This window comes from Desulfosudis oleivorans Hxd3 (genome assembly GCF_000018405.1).
GTDB classification, from domain to species: Bacteria; Desulfobacterota; Desulfobacteria; order Desulfobacterales; family Desulfosudaceae; genus Desulfosudis; species Desulfosudis oleivorans.
The window spans coordinates 2859621-2880775 of sequence record NC_009943.1 but is presented as its reverse complement, the minus strand read 5'-3'; the positions used below and the strand labels follow the sequence as shown (position 1 = coordinate 2880775).

The 21155-nt window shown below is 58.8% G+C and carries 15 protein-coding genes; 10 read left to right on the top strand and 5 right to left on the bottom strand.

The genetic code is table 11. The features are described from left to right. A complete protein-coding gene (locus tag DOLE_RS17525; RefSeq protein WP_012175805.1) occupies positions 1-663 on the bottom strand; it encodes a class I SAM-dependent methyltransferase in 663 nt (220 codons plus the stop codon). A gap of 339 nt (positions 664-1002) precedes the next feature. Here DOLE_RS17525 and DOLE_RS12250 point away from each other — a divergent pair, with 339 nt between their 5' ends. Both DOLE_RS12250 and DOLE_RS12245 read left to right on the top strand, forming a co-directional pair. Beyond that, positions 1003-2403 (top strand): glycosyltransferase family 87 protein, encoded by a 1401-nt coding sequence (locus tag DOLE_RS12250; RefSeq protein ID WP_167320878.1) that lies wholly within the window; start codon positions 1003-1005, stop codon positions 2401-2403. Positions 2404-2626: 223 nt separating this feature from the next. Beyond that, positions 2627-3784: a glycosyltransferase family 87 protein gene (locus DOLE_RS12245; RefSeq protein ID WP_167320877.1), complete on the top strand. Its 1158-nt coding sequence runs from the start codon at positions 2627-2629 to the stop codon at positions 3782-3784. 173 nt (positions 3785-3957) lie between these two features. Here the strand turns inward: DOLE_RS12245 and DOLE_RS12240 are convergent, their stop codons facing one another. Genes DOLE_RS12240 through DOLE_RS12230 form a run of 3 tightly spaced genes read right to left on the bottom strand, consistent with a single transcriptional unit; the run spans position 3958 to position 7195 of the window. After that, positions 3958-4335 carry a YdbL family protein gene (locus DOLE_RS12240; protein ID WP_012175802.1) on the bottom strand — a complete coding sequence of 126 codons (378 nt, stop codon included), beginning with the start codon at positions 4333-4335 and terminating at the stop codon, positions 3958-3960. Positions 4336-4373: 38 nt separating this feature from the next. Further along, positions 4374-4574, bottom strand: coding sequence for a YnbE family lipoprotein (locus DOLE_RS12235; protein WP_041280542.1), 201 nt, complete (start codon positions 4572-4574; stop codon positions 4374-4376). Between the two features lie 14 nt (positions 4575-4588). Continuing rightward, positions 4589-7195 (bottom strand): intermembrane phospholipid transport protein YdbH family protein, encoded by a 2607-nt coding sequence (locus tag DOLE_RS12230; RefSeq protein WP_041280541.1) that lies wholly within the window; start codon positions 7193-7195, stop codon positions 4589-4591. Positions 7196-7599: 404 nt separating this feature from the next. Here DOLE_RS12230 and DOLE_RS12225 point away from each other — a divergent pair, with 404 nt between their 5' ends. From DOLE_RS12225 to DOLE_RS12210, 4 genes are all read left to right on the top strand, one after another. Beyond that, positions 7600-8073 (top strand): DUF3015 family protein, encoded by a 474-nt coding sequence (locus DOLE_RS12225; RefSeq protein WP_012175799.1) that lies wholly within the window; start codon positions 7600-7602, stop codon positions 8071-8073. Positions 8074-8100: 27 nt separating this feature from the next. Further along, positions 8101-10029 (top strand): Lnb N-terminal periplasmic domain-containing protein, encoded by a 1929-nt coding sequence (locus DOLE_RS12220; protein ID WP_012175798.1) that lies wholly within the window; start codon positions 8101-8103, stop codon positions 10027-10029. Between the two features lie 19 nt (positions 10030-10048). After that, positions 10049-11980 carry a Na/Pi cotransporter family protein gene (locus DOLE_RS12215; protein WP_012175797.1) on the top strand — a complete coding sequence of 644 codons (1932 nt, stop codon included), beginning with the start codon at positions 10049-10051 and terminating at the stop codon, positions 11978-11980. Positions 11981-12041: 61 nt separating this feature from the next. Further along, positions 12042-13274, top strand: coding sequence for a GGDEF domain-containing protein (locus DOLE_RS12210; RefSeq protein ID WP_012175796.1), 1233 nt, complete (start codon positions 12042-12044; stop codon positions 13272-13274). A gap of 21 nt (positions 13275-13295) precedes the next feature. Here DOLE_RS12210 and DOLE_RS12205 read toward each other — a convergent pair whose 3' ends face one another. Next, positions 13296-13703: a PGPGW domain-containing protein gene (locus tag DOLE_RS12205; protein ID WP_012175795.1), complete on the bottom strand. Its 408-nt coding sequence runs from the start codon at positions 13701-13703 to the stop codon at positions 13296-13298. A gap of 198 nt (positions 13704-13901) precedes the next feature. On the opposite strand from DOLE_RS12205, the gene DOLE_RS18240 reads away from it, so the two are divergent. The 4 genes from DOLE_RS18240 (at position 13902) to uvrC (ending at position 21126) form a co-directional block, all read left to right on the top strand. After that, complete coding sequence (locus DOLE_RS18240) at positions 13902-15842, top strand: DUF1538 domain-containing protein (protein WP_012175794.1); 1941 nt, start codon at positions 13902-13904, stop codon at positions 15840-15842. Between the two features lie 10 nt (positions 15843-15852). Next, the gene (locus DOLE_RS12195; protein WP_012175793.1) at positions 15853-16977 is read left to right on the top strand and encodes a hypothetical protein; all 1125 of its coding nucleotides are present in this window, start codon (positions 15853-15855) and stop codon (positions 16975-16977) included. A 55-nt stretch (positions 16978-17032) separates the two neighbouring features. Then, the gene (gene uvrB, locus DOLE_RS12190) at positions 17033-19033 is read left to right on the top strand and encodes an excinuclease ABC subunit UvrB (protein ID WP_012175792.1); all 2001 of its coding nucleotides are present in this window, start codon (positions 17033-17035) and stop codon (positions 19031-19033) included. Positions 19034-19245: 212 nt separating this feature from the next. Then, positions 19246-21126: an excinuclease ABC subunit UvrC gene (uvrC, locus tag DOLE_RS12185; RefSeq protein ID WP_012175791.1), complete on the top strand. Its 1881-nt coding sequence runs from the start codon at positions 19246-19248 to the stop codon at positions 21124-21126. Positions 21127-21155: the final 29 nt, after the last annotated feature.

Here is a 21155-nt window from a genome sequence, read left to right as displayed (position 1 = left end):
TTACTCCTTTTTGGCGATCAGGCTGGCCCAGCCATGGTGGTGAGGCTTGCCGTGGGATGTGTCTTCTTCAACCCCTTCGTAATAATCAAGGAGGGCCAGCCCGGTAAAACAGGACTTCAACTCACCGGGCGCAAAATAGTGGGCCATGCCAAAGGAGGTGTCGCTGACCCCTTCGGCGTCCACCGCACCGGCGGCGGCATATCCGGGGTCTTCGGTGGTAAACACGTTTACATAGAGAAGCCCTCCGGGTTTCAGGGCTGCGGCCATGCCGGCCATGGCCCGGTGCCTTGCGCCGGTTTCCAGATGGTCCAGAATGGTGGCCGCCACCACCACGTCAAAGGTATTTTCCGGAAACGCGTAAGTTTCGAGGTCGCACAGAACCGTGGTCACCGGAAGCCGTTCCTGTTCGGCAATACCCTGAAGCTTGTTGAGCCCGGATGCGGAAAAGTCCACGGCCGTGACCGCGCAGCCCCGCCGGGCCAGGTGAATGGAATAGCGGCCTTCGCCGGCCCCCAGGTCAAGGGCGGTTTTGCCGGTCAGGTCTATATTGTTGAAAAATCGTTCGAATTCCGGCCGGACCACCCATCCGTAATACATGCCGGATGACTGGTAGGCCAGGTCAAAGGATTTTGCCTTCTCGCTTTTGGATGTGGAAAGGGGCATGGCGAACCTGAAAAAGGATGTTACTGAATTAATAGTTAAGTTCGAATAAGCTTTTAGTGTTATGGCACCTTGTACCGCATAAGTCAACGGCCGGTTTGGCCCGGCAGGCCCGTGGCGGTTGCAAAAAACGATAAAACGTGGGACAACCGGTGCATTAATCTACTATATGTATATGGCGATCCATCATTTTCAGCTGCCGTCAAATATGATGTAATAACATCAAATTTTTACTGGATGATTCCATTATAGAAATGCCCAGAATAAGCTTGCTTGAATGGCAGCAGCGGATCGGCACAGCGGAGGCCTGCGCCGATCCATTGTAAGGGGAGGATGTTGTCATTGCGTTTGTTTGCCCAATTCGAAACCTGTGGTGATCAATTGCCAGTGACCGGAGATTTTCCAAATCGGAGGCTGAACAGTCGGTTTTTCCGGGTGCTCTGCCTTCTGTCTGGCCCGGCTGTTCTTTTCTTTTTTATTAATGGGGTTAAAGCCCTATGGCTTTCGTTTCTGCCACCCTACATTTTTATGAAGGACATGGTTCAGGATTGGTTGCTGGCCAAAGCTCTGCTGGCCGGCATTTCTCCCTATGACCCGTTACCGGTGCTGGCGGCCCGTTTCCTGGGCCCCTGGTCGGAATTTGTTATCCTTCGTCATCCATCGCCCCACCCCCCCATTGCCGCTATTGCTGCCCTCCCTCTGGGACTGCTGTCCTGCCGGGAGGCGGCGTTTGTCTGGCTGGGTTTCGAGTTGATGTGTATTGGTGTTTCCGTTTACCTGGTACTTAAATGGTGGGGGGGGGCTTCACTTGGATGGGCCACGGGCCTGACCATATTGCTGATCGCATGGGCCCCTTTTGGAGAAGGGCTGCTGTTTGGGCAGAGCAACACACTGGTGCTGTTGTTGTTGATATGTGCCTGGCAAACAGAAAGACAATGGTTATGTGGTGTTTTTATCGGGTGTTCATTGGCAATAAAATTTATGGGCTGGCCCATCCTGCTGTTCTGTCTGCTGCGCAAAAAATGGCGGGTCGTCGGCACCGCCTTTGCGGTGTTGATTGCGGGACACATGGCCGCTGTTCTGGTGATGGAGGCAGATTCGGTCCGGCTTTACTACAGCAAGGTCATCGGCAGCGTGGACGCGATTTATCGGTTCGCCGATGGTAATTTTTCCGTCTGGTCTCTGGGCTGGCGTATGTTCGTGGGGATCAGCGGCCCCTTTAAACAGAGCATCAACATTTTACCTCTTTTTGCAAACGCCCCAATGGCCATGCCCGTTTCCTTTTTTCTAACAGTTGTCTTTGTGGCGGGGGGGATGCTTCTTGCCCTGAAAAGACGGGACTCTGATGTCGCCTGGGCGCTGTTGTTTTGTCTGAGTGCCGTCACCGGCCCTATCTCCTGGATACACTATCTGGTTTTGCTGCTTCCACCTGCGGCTGTGATACTCAAGCGCATCATGCGGCTCGGGTTCCCCCTGGGGCAGACGGCCATATGGTTTTTGCTGATACTGTTGCTGCTTGTTCCAGATTCAATGTTGAACGGGCTTGCCGCTTTTTTTGATTTACAACCCTCCGGTTTCGGCCCGGTGACGGTTTCTTTCTGGGCCGGTCTGTTAACCCTGATACCACTGGCTGTTACCCTGGGAATGATGGCGTTTGTCTATCAGACGGGGAAAACGATGCCTCCAGGTTTCTGCTCCCCCGGAATGCCACGGGAAGGTAAAGGGGCACGGTATTATGATTAAATGCCGATTGTTTTACCGCCTGCGTATGCGGCAACCGGTTTCGGATCAAACTGGAAACACCGCCCCTGCTATATGTTGCCGGCAATCAAGATGGTTCAGGCGGGGGTGTTTTTTGCTGCTGGCGGTTGTGTGGGCTGCCTTGTTTCTTGAACCGCTGCGCCTGATGATGCTCTATGCTTTCCCTCCTCGTGTTTTTTTAAAGGATTTCATACAGGAGTGGCTCATGGCCAGGGCCGTTATGGAAGGGGTCAACCCCTACCTGCCGCTGGCCCGGCTGGCTGAAATATTTTTTTCTCCGGCGCCGTGCATCATCGGCCTGGGCCTGCCTTCCCCGCACCCGCCGCCGGCGGTGCTGCTGGCCCTGCCTTTCGGCCTGATAAACTATCCCCAAGCGGCATTGGCCTGGTTTCTCTGTGAACTGGCCTGTATCGGCGCGTCTGTCTATATCGTACTGCACTGGTGGCGAGGCGGACGGCCTTCCCTGGTCCGCGTCGCCTTTACCACTCTTCTGGTACTGGCCGCTGCCCCATTCTGGGAAGGACTGCTCTATGGCCAGCTCTCCTCCCTGCTGCTGCTCCTCCTCCTCTGCGCATGGCGGTCGCAGCGCCAGATTTGGGCCGGATGTTTTCTGGGCGCATCGCTTTCCTTGAAACTGATGGGCGCGCCCATCTGGCTTTTTTTTCTGATTCGAAAACAGTGGTACGCCGCCGGCGTGGCTTTTGGCGTTTTTATCGTCACCCATGTCGCGGCGGCCCTGGCGATGGGTATCGGCCCCATCGCGCATTACTATCGGTCTGTTGCCGGCAGCATGGCTTATACCTACCGGCTGGTTGAATGGAATTTTTCCCCCTGGACCGTGGGATGGCGGCTGTTTAGCGGTGTGGGGGGGCCGTTTGAAAAGAGCACGGTCATTTTGCCGCTGTTTCAGAAGCCCGGGGCGGCCCTGTATGTTTCCGCGCTGCTGCTGGTGCTTGCGCTGGGAGCTGGACTGCTGATGGCGGCAAAGTCAAAGGACCGCAACGTTTCATGGGCCGTGCTTTTCTGTTTGAGCGCTGTCGTGGGGCCGATCGCCTGGATTCACTACCTGGTATTGTTGCTGTTGCCCTTTGCCTTAGTTCTGAACAATTTGAAACGCCGGGGATATCCACTGTTGCAGACAGCCCTGTGGGCGATGCTTGCCGGAGCGTTATTGATCCCCGATTATGCACTGATCAACCTGCTGGCGCGGTTCAACATCAACTATTCGGGGACCGGGCCGGTAACGGTTACGTTCTGGGCCGGGCTGCTCACCCTTGTCCCCCTGGCCGTCACCCTGACCCTGATGGGGCTGGCGGCCTGGAGCGCAAAACAGGAGGGAAGGCAGGCCGCGCCTTCTGAATGATCGGCTTTCGGATCAGGGGATATCTCTCAAAGGGAAGGGAAGGAGTGAGCCGGAACGTCGAGGAAAATTATCATCAGTCGAAAACGTACACATAAAACGGTGTCAGATCAGGGGGGTCTGGTTGCCTTGGAATATACACCCGGCCCCTTGACCCCTCGAATCCTTGCCCCCTACTATTTTTTTTGCCATGTGCCGTCCCCGGTCTGAATCCATGTGCCGGGTACGGCGGTCTCCCGAATTTGAAGGGCCCGGCGGGCCCCCACTTTTTCAACGGTGGCCCCGGTTTGCCTGGCAATTGCCTGGTAGACCACCATGCGATCCCTGTTCTCTTCGGCCACGATGTCGGCGCCTTTGCCGACGGCTTCTCGAAGTTCCAGCAGGCCCTGGTTGTTTTCACCGATCAGGCCCTGGGCCTTGAGGCTGTCAATGGTTCCCAAACGCTCTTTCATGCGGGCCTTTATGTCATCCGCCTCACCGGCCAGGGCAAAGGATGCGGCCAGCAGGACCATGCTGGCTGCCAGTATGCAAAAAACGAAGGTTCTGTTTTTCATGGTGTTCTCCTTTCAGAATCGAGGATTCGGTGGAAGCGCTATCTTTTTTTCGGCGCGGTCAGGGGTTCGGCCGCGGGTTCGGTGGCGTCAAGGTCGCTGAAAAAGTCGTCCAGTGCCTTGTCCACCCTGATGTTGATATCCACGGTGATGTGAATGGGCTCCACCTGGACCTTGTGAGTGCAGGCCGCGGTAAACAAGAACGCGGCTGCCCACAGGTAGATGATCTGTTTTTTTCTCATGCCCTGCTCCTGTGTTATGGGTTGAGGTTCCATATATCCTTATACCCGATCAGCTGGTTGATGGGAATCCGGAAATTGACGTCCAGGCTCAACCCCTTGAATTCCGAATATTTTCGCTGGTCGGTCACCCGGACAAACCCGCCTGTGTTCTTGTCGTACACAAAGGGCAGGGACCGGGTGGGTTTACCGTCGAACTGGAGCTTGACGGAAAGATTTTCGCCTTCGGAGTTGAGCAGAACCTTGGCCCAGTCATACTGGTAATTTTTCAGGGCCTCCCGGGCCAGGTCGATCTGCCGATACTGGGCCGATGCTTCGGGCAGGCCGGCCGTCAGCATGTCGGCCCTGCTTAAATGAATAATGCCGCCTTCGCCCGGCGCGGAAAAGAGAAACCCGTTGTCAATGGTAATGTCGCCGCCGGTGTAAAGAATGGGAATACGGCCGCTCACCGTGCCTTCGCCTTCGGCGGCCACCGCGCCCATCTGGCCCAGCACATCGGCCAGGTTGAGCCGGTCGGCGTAAAGCGTCAGGTCATAGCTTGTCTGCCCCGGCGCGATCCGCAGGCCTTCGGTGTAAACCGTTCCCCGGCACCAGTTAAAACTGCTTTTTTCAATAAACAGGGTCGGCCCTGATTCCAGTTGAAGGTCGATTTTGCCGTCGGCCATGTGAATGTCGCCAAACACGGCCTCCCTGAAAACGACCTTCTGGTCGGGGCTACTCTTGAACCTCGGCAGGTCGGGAAATGTCAGGTTACCATCAATGCCGGTAATGGCAGCCTTTTTCTCAGGCATTCGAAAACTGCCCGCGTCAAGCCGGCAGTGAAGGAGGCCGGTGGTCTCTTTGTCATGGAGAGAGAAATTTGCTGTCAGATCCAGGTTGCCGTTGACCAGGGAGCCGGCGGCCTCCGGGGCAAAAAGCCCTGGATCGATGTCCGGGGCCGTGTTTCGGTGGACCAGAGAAAGCTTCATGTCCATGGCCGGCCCGCCGGAACCCTCAGCGGACGCGGAAGCCGTCAGGGTGCCGGACAGGCCGGAGAGCGACCCTTTACCGTAACGGGTGTTCAGCACCAGGCCCTGCCCCTTCTGCTGAAGGGCGCCGGACAGCTCTCCCATGTTCAGGTTCTTCCATTTCACCGGGCCAACGGCCAGACTGCCCCGCGGGGCAGTGCCTTCAGGCCACTGCCAGGGAAGGTGAACCTCTGTTTTTTCAACTCGTACCTGGTGCCGGTCCACGCGTATCCGGCCCAGGGCCAGGCCCAGGTCTCCCTTTGCGCTCATCTCCTGGCCGGCTGCTGTTGAAAAATCAGCGGTGCCGCTGATTTTTGCGTCAGCAACAGTGATGGTTTCTTCATTCAGAGTGATGGCAGCGCCGGAGGCTGTCAGTACACATTCTGCCCACCCCCTGTCGGCGGTGCCGTTGCCTGAAACCTGAATGTCGGGTACCGGCAGCGCAACAAGGGCGTCCCCCATCCTGATGCGGCAGCCCTGTTTGCCGCCGGTCCCTTCCTTGCCAGCGGTCAGGTCAAATTGCCAGCCGTTTTTGTCCGCACGGCCTGAAAAAATCCCGGCCAGGGTTAATGGGGCGTCCAGCAGAAAGGGGGCCTGCGGGTCCGGCGCTGATGGGGCTGCCGCGATAAAAAAGCTTCCCTGCTTTTCATCTGCTTCCGGTTCTGCCTGCAAGGTGCCTGTGATTTTTTCAAGGGTCAGGGAAACCGGTGAGACAAACTTGATGTTGGCGCCGGTCAGTTGCCATCCGGATGTCTGGCTGCCGGCAACGGTGACGGCAAGGGGCGCGTCGGAACCTGCCGGACCCAAGACCCCGTTCTGATATCCGGCCTCGCCTTTTGTCATCTCAAAGCGGACCGATCCGGAAGCAAGGGCGGCCGGGTTCAGGCGAATGTGAGCACGGCCCGCCACCGACGCGTTGCCGGCAAGATGAAGGCCGGGCACCAGGGAACTCCAGCCGGCGAACCGTTCCAGGACCAGGGCAGGGGCGTTGAGGGTTGCAAACAGCTCTTCCTGGTTCAGCATGGCCCGGGCCGTGACTGTTATTTGCTGGCCGCAGGGGTACAGGTCAAGGACGGCGTCGATGGCCTCCATTGTGCCGTCGCTTGAGGTCAACTCCAGATCGCAGGGAACCTGGAACCGCTGATTTTCTGTCAACAGGTTTACCATGACGCCGGAGATTTTAACGGCATCCATGGAAACCGGCAGGGAAGCCCCTTCGGCCGGGGGTGTTTTTTCAGGCGCGACCGGCGCAAAACCGGGAAAAGTAATGGCGCCGTCCGTGTATTGTGTGTTCACCGAGACGCCGTGGACCGTCACGGTATTAACATGTCCGCGCGCAAGGCCCCAGGGGGTGTACCGCGCCTTTATCGCGGCAACCTCAAGAAACGGCCGGTCCGGGTCTCCCAGCACCACAGGGCCGATCTCCGTTTCAAACAAGCCCAGCCGGGAGACGGACACGCTGGCCTGCTCAAGACCGGCCTGCCTTGCGGCGCGCGGAATCACCGTGGTCTCCAGCCAGCCGGCCAGCAGTACATTGACCGCTACCTGCCAACAGAGCCAGATAATGCTGACTATGGCACCGGCAACAACAGTTGTTTTGAAAATGTGTCTGGACATGATAGGCCTGTTCATACACAAAACAGCCAGGTCAATATAATCGAAGAAGGCTGGTTATTCCTGATCATCAAGGTCGAAATCGCTATCGAAATCGGGATCGAAAAAGTTTTTGCCGCTCCCTTTCGCCATCTTGAATCGGATTTATATGATGCACCTCGACCAGTACGGAGTTGTCAGTCATTAATAAAGAGGATTGACTGGAATAATGAGTGTACCATATTCAGATGGGTATTGATTGTCAAACAGGGAAAAGGATTCCATATTGACAACCGGGATGCAGACAGATAAAATTCAACCTTGTCACACGACGCACCGGTCGATGATTTTCCGTCATAACACTCCATGCGACATACACGTGGGTGTTTATGATTAACCCAAACCCGTAACAGAGGAGGAGCACACAGATGAAAAGATGGAGCATTGCAGTTCTGGCGTGTATTATTATGGTCAGCATGATGGGCGTGGCAACCGCCAACACCGTTCGTGAAGACTGCGGCTGCGGTCTGGGCGGCATGGCCATCGGCGAAAAGGAAGGCATTGTGTGGAAGCTGGTAGGCACCTTTCTCAACGGCATCTGCGGCAACCAGACCTTTGCCATGTCCAGCGGCACCCTGGATTGCGGACAGGATCCGCTAACGGCCAGGTATGACAAGATGAACGTCTTTGTGGCCGACAATATGGATGTGCTGGCCATCGACATCGCCCAGGGTCAGGGCGAGTCCCTGGACGCTCTGGCTGAGATCGCCGAAGTTTCAGCTTCTGACAGACCGTCCCTGTTTGCGGCCCTGCAGAGCAACTTCGACTCAATCTATCCCACCGCTGAAGTAACCTCCAAGGATGTGGTGAACGGGATTGCCCAGGTTATGCAGACCATCTAGCATGGAATATCCGGGCGAATCCTGTTAATGGACGATTTTAAAAAAGCAAAAAAGGGGTACATGGTTTTTCTTTGCCATGTATCCCTTTTCTTTGTGCTGGCTGCCGGACCGGCGTTTATTGTCCCCGCCTACGCCGCGCCTCCGGCCGTGGATGAATTGATTGCCATCTCCCGGGAGAAGAATCTTTCCCGGGATCGCTACTGGCACATTCTGATGCACTACGGAAAGACCCTTTTCGGATTCGAAAGCCAGGTGGATGACCCCCGGTTTTTTCTGTCGCCGGACGGCAAGACCGATCCCGCGGCCGAGCTGGAGGCCACCATCGCGGCCCTGTTCCAGGCGGATGACGAAGCGGCCCGGCCCTATGTGTGCCGGTTCTACGCCCGGTTCATGTGGCTTCAGGAGGTCCTGGAAGTTGATCCTGAGTCGTATGCGCACCGGGTGTGCGAGGATATCGAGCGCATCGTCCCGGTGTCCGCCACCCTGGTGTTTCCCACCTATTACATGAACAACCCGGCCTCCATGTTCGGCCACACCCTGCTGGCGGTCCAGACCGACTACGAAAACAAGCGGCTGGCCTACGCGGTCAACTACGCGGCCAGGGCCGACAATGTAAACGGCCTCTCTTTTGCCGTTTCCGGCATCTTCGGGCTGTACAAAGGCTACTATTCGGTAGAGCCTTATTACAAGAAAATTCAGGAGTACGGTGATATGCACCAGCGAGATATCTGGGAGTATCCCCTTAACCTGACACCCGAAGAACTGCGCCGTCTGATCCGTCATGTGAAGGAGTTCGACAGGGGCGTTTACACCGACTATTTTTTCTTTGACGAGAACTGTTCCTTCAATCTTCTTTATCTTATGGAAGCGGCCCGGCCGTCGGTGGACTTGGTGTCCCGGTTTTCAGGCCCGGCGGTGCTGCCGCTGGAGACCATTCGGGCCATGGATGAAGAAGGGCTGGTGGGCCCGCCGGACTTCCGGCCGTCCAAGGCCACGCGCATCAAGCACGCCATGGATGCGCTTCCTCCCCCGGCCGTTGACGCGGCCCTGGACATTATTTACGGCCGGGCTGCCCCGGCCGGTATCGCCGACGCATTTCCCGATGATCCGGCCCGGCAGGCGTCGATTCTTGACCTGTCCGCCGAGCAGCTGCAGTATCTGCATGTGAAACGGGAGATCGACAAACCCACTTACCAAAAGCGGTTTCTGGGAACCCTGAGCGCCCGTAGCCGGCTGGGGGTGATGGATTCAAAAGAAGATGGCGGGATTCCGGTACCGCCCCGGCCGGAAACCGGCCATGCCGCCAACCGGCTCAGCCTCTCCGCGGGACAGCGCGACAGCGAAGGGTTTATGGAAATCCGTTTCCGGCCGGCCTTCACCGACCTTCTGGACATGGACTATATCCATCACCAGGGCGCCCAGATCGAGTTCGGGGACGCCCGGGTCCGCTATTCGCTCTCCGATCACGCATTCCGGTTGCAACAGCTCGACATCATCGATATTATCTCCATATCGGGCAGGGACGCCTTTTTTAAACCCCTCTCCTGGAAGGTGGATACCGGGTTTCACCGGAAACGCATGAAAAACGGCAAGCAGTCGCTCTATTACCGTCTTAACACCGGTACCGGCCTGGCGTTTGACCTTCCCCTTGCCGGGCTGACCTACGCCATGGTGGACGGCGAAGTGGACCTGTCCGGCGCCCTGGATGAGAGTTATGCCCTGGGCCCGGGCCTGGCTTTGGGCATGGTCAGGACCGTGGCCCCTTTCTGGAAGAGTCACCTGTACGGCGGGGTGAAATGGTTCGTGGCCGGCGACGACCACACGGAACGTGGGGTGGGGGTTGCCAACAATTTCAAGCTGTCAAAAAACCATCAGGTCTCGGTGACGGTCAATTGGGAACGGGTGCGGCATGAATCGGACACGGAGGTTTCCGGGGCCTGGCATATTTTCTTTTAACCGGGGCGGCAGGGTAAAGATGAAACAGCGGATCGGCAAAAACTTTTTGTGCAGGCCTGTCCTGGCAGGGCTTGCGGCCGCTGTTTTTGCGTGTCTTTTGATCCCCGCGACCGGTTTCGCCTCCCCGTCGCCTGAGCCACACAGCCCCATTTCATGGTCGTTTATTATCATCGGCCTGATGGGCGGTCTTGCCCTGTTTCTCTACGGCCTTGAAAAGATGAGCAAGGGCCTGAAGGACTCGACAGGCTCCCAGATGCGCCGGATTCTTGGCGCCCTGACCCGCAACCGGATGATCGGCTTTCTGGTGGGGGGCTTTGTCACCATGGTGATCCAGTCCAGCAGCGCCACCACTGTGATGCTGGTCAGTTTTGTCCAGGCCGGACTGATGACCTTTGTTCAGTCCCTGGGCGTGATTCTGGGCGCGGACGTGGGATCCACGGTAACGGCCCAGCTTATTGCCTTCAAACTCACCGACTACGCCCTGATCATGGTGGCCGCGGGGGTCGGCGCCAGAATGTTTTCCAGGCGCCGGATCGTTATGGCCATGGGGGAAATCCTGCTGGGGTTCGGCATTCTGTTTTACGGCATGAAACTGATGAGCGACGCCATGGCGCCCCTGCGTACCTGGCCGGAATTTATAACCCTGTTGCAGGGACTGGAAAACCCCCTGCTGGGCATTCTGGCCGGCGGGGCCTTTACCGCCCTGATCCAGAGCAGCGGCGCGTTTACCGGTATTCTGATCATCCTGGCCCAGGAAAACCTGATCACCCTGGAGGCCGGCATCCCCATGGTGCTGGGGGCGAACGTCGGTACCTGTGTTACGGCGATTCTGGCCAGTATTGGTATGACCCGGGAGGCCAAGCGGGTGGCCATGGGCCATGTGCTGTTCAAGGTGGCCGGCGTTATGTTGTTTGTTTTCTGGATTCCAGAGTTTGCGGCCATGGTTCGGGACCTGACCACCCATTTCGGCGGCGGTATGGCCCGGCAGATCGCCAACGCACACACCCTGTTCAATGTCAGTGTCGGACTTGTGTTTCTTCCATTCACCACGGTATTCGCCCGGCTGATTCAGAAGGTATTCCCGGACAGGAAAAAAGAGCAGATCACCCGGGAACTGACCACCTGGTACCTGGATGACAGCAGCATCAAAACCCCGGAAATCGCCATCAGCCTGGCCCGCACCGAACTCTCCCGCATGGCCAAGCTGCTGGAGCGTATGCTTCGGGCCATTATTATTCCTTTTATCTCTGATGAACAGCATGTGGCAAAAGGGGTTAAAGAGCGGGAAGAGATCGAACTGCTGCGGCGGGAGATTCCCAAGCGGGACGCCATCTTTCCTGAACTGACCCTGATGGAGGGGATCGACATGCGGGAAGCCAAGATCGATTTTCTGGAGGAGAAGATCGGTGACTTCCTTAACCGGGTGCTGCGGGAGGGGGTTTCAAAAGAGAGCGTGAGCGAGGTGTTCGGCATGATGTCCATTGCCAAGGACATGGAGAGCATCGGGGATCTTATCCACCGGAACATGGTGCCCCTGATCGTCAAGAAAAAGGCCCTGCACGCCGACTTTTCCGATGAGGGAAAGGAAGAGCTGATGATCTATCACAATAAGGTGTGCACCCATATTCGGCTGCTCAAGGAGGCTTTCGTTGAAACCAACCGGGACAAGGCCTGCCAGATCATGTCCCAGGAGCGGACCTATCTTGATCTTGAGTCCCAGTTCCGGCTGCGGCACCTGGAACGGGTGCATTGCCAGCAGCAGGCCTCCCAGGTGACCCATGAGATTCACATGGAGCTGATGGATATGCTGAAGCAGATTGTGGTGTACTCTTCCAACATAGCGGCCACCTTTTCCAACACCTGCGCCATCACCCGGCCCCAGGCATCGGCCCCGGAAGGGCCCGGCGTCATACCCGGCGTCATTTTTCAGGAAGGCCCGCCCACTCCATGATAACCGGCTGCCGCCGGTGGCTGCTTTATTCATGCGGTGCGGGTTTTATCGGTGATTATTCATGATACAGGGATCACATAAAGCCATTGCCGGCGCTTCCAGGCGCGACCCCCTGGAGGCGGAAATCGAAAAGAGTCTTCTTCAACAAGGCGGCCTGCGATTTTCCCCGGTTATGGAGCGAAAGTACATTCATGATACCATTGAGCACCGGTTCGGCACTTACCGCGTTTTGTTCTGGTTTGCCGTTTTTCTGTTCAACCTGTTTGCCATCTCTGATTATGTCCTGACGCCGGACATCTATCCCGTGGCCTGGTTTTTCCGGTTCGCCCTGGCCACGCCGGTGATGATCGCGGCCATGGCCCTGGCCTCCCGGCAGCGGTTCCGCCGGTATATTATTCACCTGCTCACCCTGCTGTTTTTCATGGGCGGGGCCAGCCTGCTGCTGCTGGCGGTACTGAGCAGCGCGCCCAACGCGGGCCACTCCTACACCGGCGTGGCCCTGGTCATCCTGTTTGCCGCCATTGTGATCCGCATTCCCTTCTGGCATGCCGTTGCCCTGTGTGGCGGTCTGTTCCTGCTTCATCTTCTGATTTTCCCCTGGTTTCAAATGCCGACGGACCTGATTGTTCACTCGGCCCTGGTCGTGTTTTCCGTGGCGGTTATCTCCCTGCTGGGAAACTATCGGATAGAGCGGGAGTTTCGCAGGGCATACCTGCGGGCATTGAAGATGAAGATCGATGCCCGGCAACTGGAAGGGCTCAACCGGCAACTGGAAGAGATGGCGGTTTCCGATCCCTTGACCGGGCTGTTCAACCGCCGCCATTTTGACGCCCACCTGGATGCCGAGTGGCGCAGCGCGGTCCGCGAACAGTTGTCGATTTCCCTTATTTTTATCGATATCGACCACTTCAAGTTGTACAACGACAACCATGGACACCAGGCCGGCGACCTCTGCCTCAAGCAGATTGCCGATACCCTTACCGAAAACGTCCATCGGCCGGGGGACGCCTGTGTCCGGTACGGCGGGGAGGAGTTCGTGGTGCTGCTGGCCAACACCAACATGGACCAGGCCCTGTACGTGGCGCAAAAAATTCAGTCCCACCTTCAGGCCCTGGCCATTCCCCACGGATATTCACCGGTGGCCGGCGAGGTGACGGTGAGTATGGGGGTGGCTTCCATGGTGCCGGACCGTGATGATACGCCGGAGGACCTGCTGGAAAAGGCCGATAAATCACTGTACCGTGCCAAGGACGCGGGCCGAAACCGGATATGCGTGGACGGCCTGCCGTGCTAAAGCAGGAGTGAACCCTCTGTCTCACATCTCCAGCGGCTTTCTTCCGGCCCGGCGGCGCAGGCGGTTGACGGGCCTCAGCACCAGCCCCCGGGAAACAACCCACCGTTCCAGCCGGTATTTGCCGGGGAAGTCCAGCAGCAGGGCTCCCAGGAAGATCGTCAGCAGCCCCTGGCCGGGCAGCACCAGCATCATCATGCCGGCGATAACCACCAGCGCCCCCAGCAGGTTTTTCCCGATCAGCAACAGGAGCCGGAGCAGAGGCCGATTGCCGGCCCATGGCGCTTGTTGCCGCCGGCCATGGGAAAAGTAGTCGGCGGGAATGCGGGCCACCAGCCACGGCACCAGCACAAGGGTGCCGATGAAAACGGCAAGCGACCCAAGGGTGAGCCACCCCAGCAGCATCTCGTGATGATAGATCCATTGCTCCATTTTTGCGTTTTCCCCGTGCGCCTGTTGTGTGACCGGATATTTTTATCACGGGACCGGCCTTGGCAAAAGCGATTTTTTTGCGCTTATTTCAGAGCCATATAAAGTGAAAAATCTTTACACCCGGTGCCGGGCTGGTATACTTCAGAAACACGCAGGTACCATGAATGTTTCAAAATTTTAGAAAATACGGGGAAAACCATGACCCCCTCAAAACCGCAGCGCATTCATATCGGCTTCAGACAGGCCTTATCCCTGCTGGCACCTTATATAAAGGATCGTCTGCTGACCCAGATCCGGTCGGTGTGGCTGATTATTCTTTATCTGGTCTTTTTTCAGACACTGATCCTGAGAATCCGGATATTTGAAGCCGCCGTGATTGCCGTGGGTATCGGCCTGGTGGTGGTGGGGCTGACCCTGTTCATGGAAGGGCTGTTTCTCGGGCTGATGCGCCTGGGCAGCCTGATTGGCAGCGGCCTTCCCAGAAAATCGCCTATATGGGTGGTGCTGATGTTCGCCCTGGTGATGGGGTTTTTGGCCACCTTGGCAGAGCCCTCCATTCAGGTGCTGCAGATGGCGGGTATGTCCGTAAAACCCTGGGACGCACCGCTGCTGTTTTTGCTGCTCAATCGGTATGCCCACTACCTGGTCTATGCCGTGGGCATTGGTGTGGGTGTGGCCGTGGCCCTGGGCATGTTCCGTTTTTATTATAATATTTCCCTTAAGCCCTTTATTTACCTGTTTGTAACAGCCCTGGCCGGGGCTACGGTTTGGGCCAGCCTGGATGCCAACCTGGCCAGTATTATCGGTCTGGCCTGGGACTGCGGCGCCGTGACCACCGGTCCGGTCACCGTTCCCCTGGTTCTGGCCCTGGGTATCGGCGTTTCCCGCATGGTGGGATCGGCGGATTCCGGCACCACCGGTTTCGGCGTGGTCACCCTGGCCTCCCTGCTCCCCGTGGTCATGGTGCTGGCCCTTGGGGCTGTGTTCAACACGGCCGTGCCTGCCCCCATGAGCAGGGCCGATTTTTTCAGCGCGGACAACAGGGCAAGCGTGCAGGTGCTGTTTGATACCCCGGCCGATTGCGAGCAGTACCGGCTCCTGGCGGCCGGTCCCACCAGTGGGGGCACCCCGGCGGAAGAGGCGGCAAATACCGGCGCCGGATCAGCGATCGACATGCGGGGGCTGTTGCAGCGAAACGGTGTCGCGGCCTTGAAGGCCATCGGCCTGTTGACGGTTCCGATTTTTCTGGTGTTCTTTCTTGTGGTGAGGGAACGGCTGCCCCATCCGGATGAAATCCTGCTGGGTCTCTTGCTCTGCGTGGCCGGCCTGGCGGTTTTCAGCATCGGCATTGAACTGGGCCTGGACAAACTGGGAACCCAGGTGGGCAAAAAACTGCCCGCCGCTTTTAAAACCATTGCCATTCCCGAGGCCGGCCGGGCCATTGATGGCTTTGATCCGGCCATTGTGCAGACAGCCGTTTCGGAAAGCGGAGAGCCGTATCAATTCTTTTTTACACAAAAGGGACGGCGTGTGGTGTCGGTCCCTTATGAACCGGAGCAGTTTGATCCGCTGGCCCGCCGGTACCACTACACACCGGTCAAGGGCCCCCTTTTCGGGGAAGGCGCCACCGTCCCGGGAGTTCTGCTGGTGGTGGTGTTCGCGTTTATCATGGGATACGGCGCCACCCTGGCGGAACCGGCCTTAAACGCCCTGGGCGTTACCGTGGAGGATGTGACCGCCGGGGCGTTTCGGAAATCCCTGCTGATGCAGGCCGTGGCCGTGGGCGTGGGGATCGGCATCGCCCTGGGGGTGATGAAGGTCATATTTGCTTTTTCCCTGGCCTGGATCCTGGTCCCCGCCTATCTGGTGTTGCTCCTTGTCACCCGACTTTCCACTGAGGATTTTGTCAATATCGGGTGGGACAGCGCCGGTGTGACCACCGGGCCCATCACAGTGCCCCTGGTGCTGGCCATCGGTCTGGGTATCGGTTCCCAGGTCGGCGTGGTGGAAGGCTTCGGTATTCTGGCCGCCGCGTCGGTGTGCCCCATTCTCACGGTACTGCTGCTGGGGCTTCATGTGAACCGGAAACAGCGGGACGCCCTGGCTGAATCGGCCGACGGCGACGGCCGCAAATCCTGAAGGAGAAACCATGAGCACCGGCAAGACCGTCTCCCTGGTGACCGCTCACGTCCATAAAAACATCGCAAAAGACGTGACCGCCGGTATCAAAGATGCCGGTGTTCTTGACTTTTACATGTATGCGGCCCGGTCTGTTGTCATCGATAAAAAGCAGGGCGTTTGGTCAATGCTTCCGGGACGGGACCTGGCCGAAGACCCCCTGGAAACGATTTTTTTTCTGGCCACGCACGAGGCCGGCCCGTCGCTGGCCCACCGGATCGCCGAGTTGGGCCATCTCTACGCCCCGGGCCGGGGCTCGGTGCTGGTGGAGGCCGTGGACCTGCTGGAAGGCCACGCCCTTTGCAGGGAGAATGAGGTCCCCGGCCCCTATGTGCCGCCGCCGCCGGGGCACCTTCATACCTGTACCGGCATCTGCTGTATCATGCAGCGGGGCCAGGGAGAGACCGTGGCCCGGATTCCCCTGGACACGGGCACCTGTGTGCCGGCCATCCATTTCGGCACCGGCATGGGGGTCAGGGATAAGATGGGGCTGCTGCGGATCACCATTCCCTGGGAAAAGGAGATTGTTTACACCTTTACAACCCTTCACGAGGCCGACAACATCATGGAGATGATGATTGAGGCGGGACGACTGGAACGACCCGGCAGCGGTTTTATCTACACGTTTCCCATCGAAAAAGGGCTGGTCAATATCCGGGTCCGGCGGGGACAGCAGCAGCATGCCGCCAGTATTGAGCAGATCGTCACCACCCTGGACAGCATCAAGGGCGGCACCGAATGGCGGCGCCGGCGAAGCCTGGGCTCCCGGCGGGCCTGCCGGGAAAAACAGTACATTCGAAACCTGGTGGACATGGTCCTGATTTGCGACGGCGGCACCGGGCCGGACCTGATGAAGGCGGCCATGGCCGCCGGCGCCGGCGGCGCCACCATCTCCAGCGTTCAGTATGTCCGGCCCGCCGATTCCCCTCTGGGCGGCATTCCCCCTGTGCGGGACGCGTGCAGCATGGTGGTCCCCGAGTCCATTGCCGGGGCGGTGTATTCCGCGCTGGAGGCGGCCGGGGCCTTCACTGACCGATGCCACGGCCGGGTTCATGTGCGAAAAACCTATAAGGCCTTTACCTATATCGGCGGGTGACCCCGCCCCTGCCGTCATATACCGCTGAAGGAGAAGATAGCGCGGTGTTACTTCCATGTATGATCTGACCACTTCATTCACCCCGGCCGGGGATCAGCCCCGGGCCATTCGCAGGCTCTGCGACCAGATCCGTTCCGGCCGTCGCCACAACGTGTTCGTGGGCGTCACCGGGTCGGGCAAGACCTTTACCATGGCCCACGTGATCGCCGAGCTGAAACGGCCGGCCCTGATCATCGCGCCCAACAAGACACTGGCGGCCCAGCTCTACAATGAATTCCATGCCCTTTTTCCGCGCAACGCAGTGGAATATTTTGTCAGCTACTACGATTTTTATCAGCCAGAGGCCTACCTGCCGGTGACCGACACCTATATTCAGAAGGATTCGTCGATCAACGACACCATTGACAAGATGCGCCACTCCGCCACCCGGTCGGTGCTTTCCCGGCCTGACGTGATCGTGGTGGCCAGCGTGTCCTGCATCTTCGGTCTGGGGTCCCCGGAAGACTACCGGGGCCTGCGCGTGGAACTGGCGCCGGGCATGGAACTGGACCGGGACCGGCTCCTGGCCGACCTGGTGGCGATTCAGTACGAGCGCAACGACTACGATTTTTCCAGGGGCGTGTTCCGGGTGCGGGGCGACCGGGTGGACATTTTCCCCGCGTCCGAGGAGGAGGCGGCCCTGCGGGTGGAGTTTTTCGGCGACGAGGTGGAGGCCCTGTTTGAAATTGACCCGCTCAAGGGCAGCGTGCGGGGTAAAATTCCAAGGGCCGTCATCTACCCGGCCACCCACTACGTAACCCGGCAGCAGGACCGCAAGGCCATCGTGGACCGGGTAAACGAGGAACTCAAGGTCCGGATCGATCACTTTCGCGCTGCCGGCAAGCTGATAGAGGCCCAGCGCATCGAGGAGCGGACCCGGTTTGACCTGGAGATGATCCTGGAGATGGGATACTGCAACGGCATTGAAAACTACTCCCGCCACCTGACCGGCCGGGAGCCGGGCCAGCCCCCGGCCACCCTGCTGGACTATTTCCCCGACGATTTTCTGCTGTTCCTGGACGAGTGCCATATCACCGTGCCCCAGCTGGGGGCCATGTATAAGGGGGACCACTCACGCAAGTCCACGCTGGTGGAGTTCGGGTTCCGGCTGCCGTCGGCCTTGGACAACCGGCCCCTGACCTTTGAGGAGTTTGAGGAAAAGACAGGGCGGGCCGCGGTGATCTATGTGTCGGCCACGCCGGCTGCCTATGAGTACCGCAAGGCGGGCGATGCCGTGGCGGAGCAGATCGTGCGGCCCACCGGCCTGGTGGATCCCCGGATTGAGGTGCGAAGCGCGGAAAACCAGGTGGATCACCTGTTTGACGAGATTCGGGCTCGGGTGGAGAAAAACGAGCGGGTCCTGATCACCACCCTGACCAAGCGCATGGCCGAAGACCTGACCGACTACTACGCCGAGCTGGGGGTCAAGACCCGGTACCTTCATTCCGAGGTAAAGACGCTGGAGCGCATGGCCGTGATCTCCGAACTGCGGCGGGGCGACGTGGATGTGCTGATCGGCATCAACCTGTTGCGGGAGGGGCTGGATATCCCCGAGGTCTCCCTGGTGGCCGTGCTGGACGCCGACAAGGAGGGGTTTCTCCGGTCCGAACGATCCCTGATTCAGATTTTCGGCCGGGCCGCCCGGAACGTCAACGGCACGGTGATTCTCTACGCGGACCGCATCACCGATGCCATGGCCCGGGCCATGGATGAGACCAACCGTCGGCGGAAGATTCAGGCCACCTATAACACGGACCACCACATCACGCCCCGGACGATTTTCAAGGAGATGTCCCCGGATTTCGGGGCACAGGGCGGTGACAGGGCAGGGCCTTCCGCAGCCGTGGCCGAAACCCTTGCCCGGTACGGTGACACGGACGACCTGGACGAGATTATCCGGCGCCTGGAAAAGGAGATGAAGGCCGCTGCCGATGATTATGAATTTGAAAAGGCCGCCGATATCCGGGACCGGATCGCGGCGTTAAGGAAGCTGATTGTTTTTGACGGGAATGGATAGGGGGGCCGCTTTGCCCAAATCGACATCGGGATCGCTATCGCTATCGGTATCGGGATCGAAACAAGGGGCGCCACGGGCTAAGCAACACCACATCCGTCATTCTGGGCCTGCCCCGGAACCCGGGCCAGACCCGGAATTCGGGCTGGTAGGGTGGTACGATTACGAGCACGGGCACGAGCACGATTAAGAGTAAGAGCAAGAGTAAGATTTTTATGAAAACACAGGCAAAAACAGATAACGAACACGAGCTGCCCGAAGACCGGTTGGCAGAAAAACTGGCCGGTGCACCGGCCCGGCCCGGGGTTTATCTGATGAAGGATGGGGCCGGCGCCATCATCTACGTGGGCAAGGCCTTTAATCTGAAAAAGCGGCTGGCCTCCTATTTTGTCAAAAAAGAGCGGCTCGACCTCAAGACCGGGCTGCTGATGGAGCGCGTAGTTGATTTTGACACCATTGTCACGGCCACGGAAAACGAGGCCCTGATTCTGGAAGCATCCCTGATCCGGCGTCACAAGCCCCGGTACAACGTGCTGTTAAAGGACGACAAGCGGTACCCGTCGCTCCGCATCGACCCCCGGCAGCCCTATCCGGCCCTGGAGATCGTGCGCAAGACCCGGCCCGACGGGGCCGTTTACTTCGGCCCCTTTTCATCGGCCCGGGCCGTGCGGGAAACGTTGAAGGTGGTGGATAAAACCTTTCGGCTGCGCAAGTGCCGGGGCAAAGTTTTTAAAAAAAGGTCGCGGCCCTGCATTAACTTCCAGATGGGGCTCTGCCTGGGACCCTGTTTTTACGACGTGCCGGAAAACGATTATGCCGAGGCGGTGCGGGAGGTCTCCCTGTTTCTCAAGGGCCGGGCCACGGAACTGGTGAGCGATCTTCGGGTTCGGATGAAGGGGGCCGCGGAGAACCAGGAATTTGAAAAAGCGGCCCTGCTGCGGGACCGGCTTTTTGCCATTGAAAAGGTGATTGAAAAGCAGGTGGTGGTAACCCCTGATTTCGCGGACCGGGACGTGATCGCCGTGGCCGAGGAGGGCCGGCGCTCCGTGGTGGCCCTCCTCCAGGTACGAAAGGGGGTGCTTTCCGGCACCCGGTTTTTTCACTTCGAGGAGCTGCTGTCCTCCGTGGCTGACAGTCTGGCCACCTTTATGGTGCAGTATTACACCGAGCCGGGCCGGGTGCCGGACGAGATTCTCACCGATGGCACCCCGTTCGGCGGGCCGTGGATCGCCGACCATCTGCGGGACCTGGCGGAAAAACGGGTGAACATGGCTGTTCCCCGAAGAGGGGAAAAGTTTCTGCTGATAAAGATGGCCCGGGAGAACGCGCAAAACGAACTGGCCGCCGCCGCCCTGGGAGCGCGGAAGCACCAGAAGACACTGGAGCGGCTGGCCCGCAAGCTGGGCCTTTCCGATGTGCCGGCCCGGATCGCGTGCGTGGACAACTCCCATCTTGCCGGCACCGGCACCGTGGCCGCGGTGGTGGTCTTTGCCGACGGCGTTCCCGATCCGTCGGCCTACCGGCGCTACCGGCTGGCCGGTGTGCCGGCGGCGGACGACTACGCGGCCATGAAGCAGGTGCTGGTGCGGCGGTTTGCCGCCGGCGCCGATGACGCCGGCCCGGTGGACCTGCTGCTGGTGGACGGGGGCAGGGGGCAGCTGAACATTGCCGCGGCCGTACTTCAGGAGGCCGGCCTGGCCGGAAAGATGGGCGTGGCCGCCATTTCAAAAAAGGACGAGGCAAAAGAGGAGACGGCAGACAAGGTCTATGTGCCGGGACGGCGCAACCCGGTCAACCTTGGCCCGGCCGACCCGGCTCTGTTTCTGCTGGAAGAGATTCGGGACGAGGCCCACCGGTTTGCCATTGACTACCAGCGAAAGGAGCGGAAGCGCATCTCCCTGCGCTCCGCCCTGGACGACATTCCCGGCATCGGGCCGCAGCGCAAAAGAATGCTGCTGGACCGGTTCGGAACGGTCGAAGGCGTTCGCGCCGCATCGGTGGAAGACCTTGCCGCACTGCCGGGAATTACCGGGTCCATGGCCGGGCAGATCAGGGAACACCTGAGGGCTCAAGGATTCAAGGGGTCGAGGGGTTGAGGGGCCAAGTGAAGGGATACATACTTTTT

Coding starts and splice junctions, on each gene's coding strand:
- DOLE_RS12195 (WP_012175793.1), top strand. CDS start 15,853: ATGAGCACCGGCAAGACCGTCTCCCTGGTGACCGCTCACGTCCATAAA.
- DOLE_RS12225 (WP_012175799.1), top strand. CDS start 7,600: ATGAAAAGATGGAGCATTGCAGTTCTGGCGTGTATTATTATGGTCAGC.
- DOLE_RS12215 (WP_012175797.1), top strand. CDS start 10,049: ATGAAACAGCGGATCGGCAAAAACTTTTTGTGCAGGCCTGTCCTGGCA.
- DOLE_RS18240 (WP_012175794.1), top strand. CDS start 13,902: ATGACCCCCTCAAAACCGCAGCGCATTCATATCGGCTTCAGACAGGCC.
- DOLE_RS12220 (WP_012175798.1), top strand. CDS start 8,101: ATGGACGATTTTAAAAAAGCAAAAAAGGGGTACATGGTTTTTCTTTGC.
- DOLE_RS12240 (WP_012175802.1), bottom strand. CDS start 4,335: ATGAAAAACAGAACCTTCGTTTTTTGCATACTGGCAGCCAGCATGGTC.
- DOLE_RS12205 (WP_012175795.1), bottom strand. CDS start 13,703: ATGGAGCAATGGATCTATCATCACGAGATGCTGCTGGGGTGGCTCACC.
- DOLE_RS12245 (WP_167320877.1), top strand. CDS start 2,627: ATGGCCAGGGCCGTTATGGAAGGGGTCAACCCCTACCTGCCGCTGGCC.
- uvrC (WP_012175791.1), top strand. CDS start 19,246: ATGAAAACACAGGCAAAAACAGATAACGAACACGAGCTGCCCGAAGAC.
- DOLE_RS12230 (WP_041280541.1), bottom strand. CDS start 7,195: ATGTCCAGACACATTTTCAAAACAACTGTTGTTGCCGGTGCCATAGTC.
- DOLE_RS12210 (WP_012175796.1), top strand. CDS start 12,042: ATGATACAGGGATCACATAAAGCCATTGCCGGCGCTTCCAGGCGCGAC.
- DOLE_RS17525 (WP_012175805.1), bottom strand. CDS start 663: ATGCCCCTTTCCACATCCAAAAGCGAGAAGGCAAAATCCTTTGACCTG.
- DOLE_RS12235 (WP_041280542.1), bottom strand. CDS start 4,574: ATGAGAAAAAAACAGATCATCTACCTGTGGGCAGCCGCGTTCTTGTTT.
- uvrB (WP_012175792.1), top strand. CDS start 17,033: ATGTATGATCTGACCACTTCATTCACCCCGGCCGGGGATCAGCCCCGG.